Origin of the sequence: Dolichospermum sp. LEGE 00246, from assembly GCF_015207865.1 — a bacterium.
Lineage (GTDB): Bacteria > Cyanobacteriota > Cyanobacteriia > Cyanobacteriales > Nostocaceae > Dolichospermum > Dolichospermum heterosporum.
Genome location: NZ_JADEWA010000434.1, coordinates 1 through 4,625, shown reverse-complemented (window position 1 = coordinate 4,625; position 4,625 = coordinate 1). Strand labels below are relative to the sequence as shown.

Here is a 4,625-nt window from a genome sequence, read left to right as displayed (position 1 = left end):
ATTCAAGATGTTTTTGAAGAATTTTTTCTTTTAATGTTTGATTTCCCCATACATCTATATCTCTCATTAATTCATTCGTGAATTGAGTAGTATAATCTTTAATAAGTTTGTCCTGACTAAATACTGGGCTATGTTTAGAAGACCATTGCTTGCTTTTTTGAAGTATGCGGTTTTCTAATCCTTTATTCCATTCTTCCCAAGATTTCTGAGCTTCTTCAATAACTAATTCTTTTCTTTTTTCTACTAAATTATAAATTCTGATATCACAGCCACTAGCTTCACCTATTTTGTCTAAAATTTCTTTCTTTCCTATTTCTGAAAGTTTTATTTTCCCGTCTAATGATTCCTCGACAATATACAAACTGTCTAAACATTTGGTAATTACTTGGGTTATATCATTAACTGCACGATTAATTTTTAATGTTCCACGCTCTAAAGTCAAGAATTTCTCTAGAGATTGAGTAAACATTTGGAAAGATTGTAAATATTCATCATTATTTCCATTTTGAATTGATTTCAGTGCTGCTTTAGCAGAAATATAATGAACACGATTGATTTCTTTGAAAACAAGTAAATTTTCTTTTTTGACAAAACTTTCAAGTCTCTGTTTTACATCTTGAATATCTTCTTGATTATCGAGGTTATCCATGAAATTTACTAACACAAAAAGATTATCAGCAGGTTCTTTTTTAGAACTATTATTAAGCTGATATCTTACATCATGCAGTAATTCTTTTTCTTTTTCAGGAAGTAGACGGGTAGCATTAGTTAGGAAAATGGCTGCATCTGTATCTGTTAGTATTTTTTGAGTAATAGCTGTTCTTTGAGGATGTTCATTTAATCCAGGTGAATCTACTATTTCTACACCATTTTTGCATAATGCTAATTCAGGATGTTCAAAAATAATTTCCTCAATATTAGATTGTGCTAATTCATCACTACGATGTTCTAGAGCAGCTTCTTTAGAAATTGTAGCTTTTACTTTATACTCTTCAAAAGCAATTTCCTCACTTCTTCCATCTTTATAGCGACAAATTACCCGCTTTTGAGTTCCATATTTGAGAACTGTAACTGTACCACTACAAGGAATTGCTCTAACTGGCTGAATTTCTTCACCTAACAAAGCATTTAACAAAGTTGATTTACCTTGACTAAATTCCCCAATAACGGCTAACCTAAATCGCTGAGATTGTATTTTTTTAGATACTGTACTCACCTCATTGATGAGAGTATTTGGTAATAAATTATGGTTTTGGCATTCTTGAATTATCTGAAATACTTGATAACAATATCTATCTAATTTCTGACGATAGACTTGGAACTTTTTCAACTCATCATAGGATACACTTGTATGCTTTTGAGTAGTTTTAATTTCTGGTTTAGCAGGTAAAATTGCCAACATATCACTTGCAGCTTTCACAAAGACTGTATCAAGTTCTTGAAACCGAGAAGCATCTAGTAAAAAATGTAGTTCATTTAAAGCATTTGCATCAAAATTTCCTTGATGAGTAAATGCAATCTCAAAAACTTCTAAATATTCAGATTTAACACCTAAATTTTTAGCAACTATTCCTAAATATTGCTTTTCTTTGATGTCTATATCACGAACTTCTAAATATTCAGATTCAACACCTAAATTTTTAGAGGTCAAAAATGGCTTTATTGACTTGAAACAAGCCTTAAAAGACCAAGGAGCAGAAATTAGACAACTAATTGAACAGGTAGCCCAAGATATCAAATTTGAACAACATCGCACGGTTTTAATTAGAGCCTATGGTTTATTTTTGCAAGCTATAAACCGTTTACGTTCTGCTATGCAATTACAAGATATTAGCCGCAGAAATGCAGAAATTGACGCTGCTAGAGGTATGTTATTTGAGGCTTTAGCAGATTATACAAATCCCCATTTATTAGCAGAAACCTGTGCGCCTGGACAACTGCGCCGGTTAGAATGTTCTTGGGCTATTGAACAAGCAATTATTACCACTTATCAAGTCCAAAATGAAGTTTCCGCAGTGAGCGATCGCCTATCGCAACTCCAAACTAAAATATGTGAAGATGCCCATACTGTAATTAATCAATGTGAATCCCACGACGAACTTGATTTTCTCTTTCCTGAACTTACCCGCATTCATCATCATGATTTAGTAATCATCGAATCATGGCAAAATCATGTAGATTGGGTAAAATCTCTACCTCCAGCAGAATTAAAACTTTTAAATAGTGCTGATTTTAATAATTCCGAAACTACCCAAAATGTAACCGCTTCAGAAATACCACCAGAACAAATCAGCTATGAAAATATAGCCGAAAAATCTCATTTTTATTCCTTACGTGATCAATTATTATTTATGTTTGCGCCAGAATTACGCCGTGAGTATGAAAATTATGTGAGTCAACAAGCCGCAAATTCTGGATACAGAACATTGGTTACATCTAATTTACAACAAGCATCAGATTTAACAGTTGCTAATCTTTTTCACTACTTTAATATTAGAGATGAATCACAGGCAGATGAGTCAAAAGTTAGTTAAAATAAACCTAACATGAGAAACAATCTAAAATTATGACCTATACCCCAGTAAAACCACTCACCTTTGAGCAATTTTTAATTGAATATGGGGACAATACCCGCTATGAACTAATTGACGGAGAACTCAGAGATATGGAACCAACAGGACCCCATGAAGAAGTTGCTGGAAATATTGCCGGGAGAATTTACACTGAGATTATTCATAATAAATTAAACTGGTTGATTCCTAAAAATTGCTTAATTAAACCCTTCGCTGGGTCAGCTACAGCACTCCGTCCAGATGTAATTGTTTTAGATAAAGCAAAACTTAATCAAGAACCACTTTGGCAAAAAGAACCAATAATTTGTCATGGAAATACTATTAAATTAGTTGCTGAAGTTGTGAGTACAAATTGGCAAGATGATTATGCCAGAAAAATAGAAGAATATGCTTTTTTAGAAATACCAGAATATTGGATAATAGACTTCCGGGCATTAGGTGGAATTCAATTTATTGGCAACCCTAAACAACCGACATTAACAATTTGTCAATTAATTAATGGGGTCTATCAACAAGAAAAATATCGTTTAGGAGATAGGATAATTTCTCCTCTATTTCCAGATTTGAAACTTAAATTAGATGACATAATGCCATAGAATCGTAGGTTGGATAGAAAAAAATGAAACTCAACAGACTCCATGTTTTCGTGTTGCTTAAGGAGTTGGTTTATAAAACAAAATTGATAATCTTCGTCATTTTCAAAAGCCCGTGACGAGGATTGAACTCGTGACCTCACCCTTACCAAGGGTGTGCTCTACCACTGAGCCACACGGGCGAAAGCTGAAACAAAATTAAGGCTTATAATGCTGTACACTTATGGTACAGCATTTATAATTCTTAATCTTTGTAGGATATGGGCCGAGCTGGATTTGAACCAGCGTAGGCGTAAACCAACGGATTTACAGTCCGTCTCCATTAACCACTCGGACATCGACCCGTTTGTTTCCCACTGCTTAACTATAATAGCAGCACTCTCTGGATTTAGCAAGGGGTTAGAGAAAATATTTTTTGATAACGTCTAAATCCTTTACTCCCAGCTAGTTTCAGAAGTTTACGCCATTAGGGACTTCTAAGAAATAAATTATCCTGATTAACGAACCACAGAGGCGCAGAGGACACAGAGGAATAAGGGTTTGAGAGATTTTTGCGTTAGGTGGTTGAGTATTTTTTTATTTGGAAGTCCCTTAGTTCGTACCATTTACCAGGTTCAGCTTGCGGGGACAAATTCTAGGCGATACCGATATAATGCCACTGGTCGAGAACCTGCGGTAAAATAATCGGGATCTTGGGGTGAAAGGTAGACGGCGGTTACTTGATCTGCGGTAATGGCTGGAGATGGTGTGGAGAGTTTTTGATAGGCTGTGGTTGACTCTACAGTATTCAAATATGGACGAGAACTGCCTTTAAATAATTGTTGGAAAACTTCTGTGGTGATGAATTGATTATCTGCTGTTGTTTCGGTGGCGCGATCGCTGATAATGGAAATTAATTGCCGTTCACCCCGCAAAAATGTAATTTGCCGATTGGGAGATTGAGGATCTACTTTGGATGATAATACAGCCTCATCGCCTAAATAAGCTCTGGATAAATTTAAACTATTAAATTCTCTATCTGCTACTAATATTGATGCTTGATTTTGAAAGTTACCAAAAATTTTAAACCCAGAATTAGTTGGTTTAACTTTAATGAATTTCACTAAAAAACTAATTGGTTGATTTAATTGACTGCGATTACCTTCAAAGCCTGGTGTCACTATATCCGGTGCTAAAGGTGCGGCTAAATCTACTAATGTGCTGGTAACTTTCCAAGTCCCAGCTATCCAGTCAGGGTAAACTAAATCTCCTTTGGCTGGTTTGACTGATGTTAATTTTTCCCATTGGGGAAATTTGGCTAAATGTTCTGCTAATTCTCCGGCTTGTGCTTCGTTATTTCCTAAGAATAATAAAAGCATTAAGCAAAAACTAACAATTATTTTCATCAACATATTCAACAACTAAAAGTTAAATTTATTTAAAGATTTAAAGATTTAAATATCCCCGACTTCTTTGAGAA

General features: G+C 34.5%; 4 protein-coding genes and 2 tRNA genes. 2 read left to right on the top strand and 4 right to left on the bottom strand.

All coding sequences use genetic code 11. From position 1 onward, the window contains the following. On the bottom strand, window positions 1–1,651 hold a 1,651-nt coding region (locus tag IQ228_RS21585), incomplete at its 3' end, for a dynamin family protein (RefSeq protein WP_228044001.1). Between IQ228_RS21585 and IQ228_RS21580 the strand changes: the two genes are divergently transcribed. Then, window positions 1,593–2,534, top strand: coding sequence for a hypothetical protein (locus tag IQ228_RS21580; protein ID WP_370566927.1), 942 nt, complete (start codon window positions 1,593–1,595; stop codon window positions 2,532–2,534). The genes IQ228_RS21585 and IQ228_RS21580 overlap by 59 nt on opposite strands. Window positions 2,535–2,566: 32 nt before the next feature. Beyond that, window positions 2,567–3,169 carry a Uma2 family endonuclease gene (locus tag IQ228_RS21575; RefSeq protein ID WP_193964386.1) on the top strand — a complete coding sequence of 201 codons (603 nt, stop codon included), beginning with the start codon at window positions 2,567–2,569 and terminating at the stop codon, window positions 3,167–3,169. A 107-nt stretch (window positions 3,170–3,276) separates the two neighbouring features. Here the strand turns inward: IQ228_RS21575 and IQ228_RS21570 are convergent. The 3 genes from IQ228_RS21570 to IQ228_RS21560 form a co-directional block, all read right to left on the bottom strand. Then, window positions 3,277–3,348 (bottom strand) — tRNA-Thr (locus IQ228_RS21570). Between the two features lie 79 nt (window positions 3,349–3,427). Further along, a tRNA-Tyr gene (locus tag IQ228_RS21565) sits at window positions 3,428–3,510 on the bottom strand. A gap of 270 nt (window positions 3,511–3,780) precedes the next feature. Next, complete coding sequence (locus tag IQ228_RS21560) at window positions 3,781–4,557, bottom strand: DUF6816 family protein (RefSeq protein WP_193964384.1); 777 nt, start codon at window positions 4,555–4,557, stop codon at window positions 3,781–3,783. Window positions 4,558–4,625 lie beyond the last annotated feature (68 nt).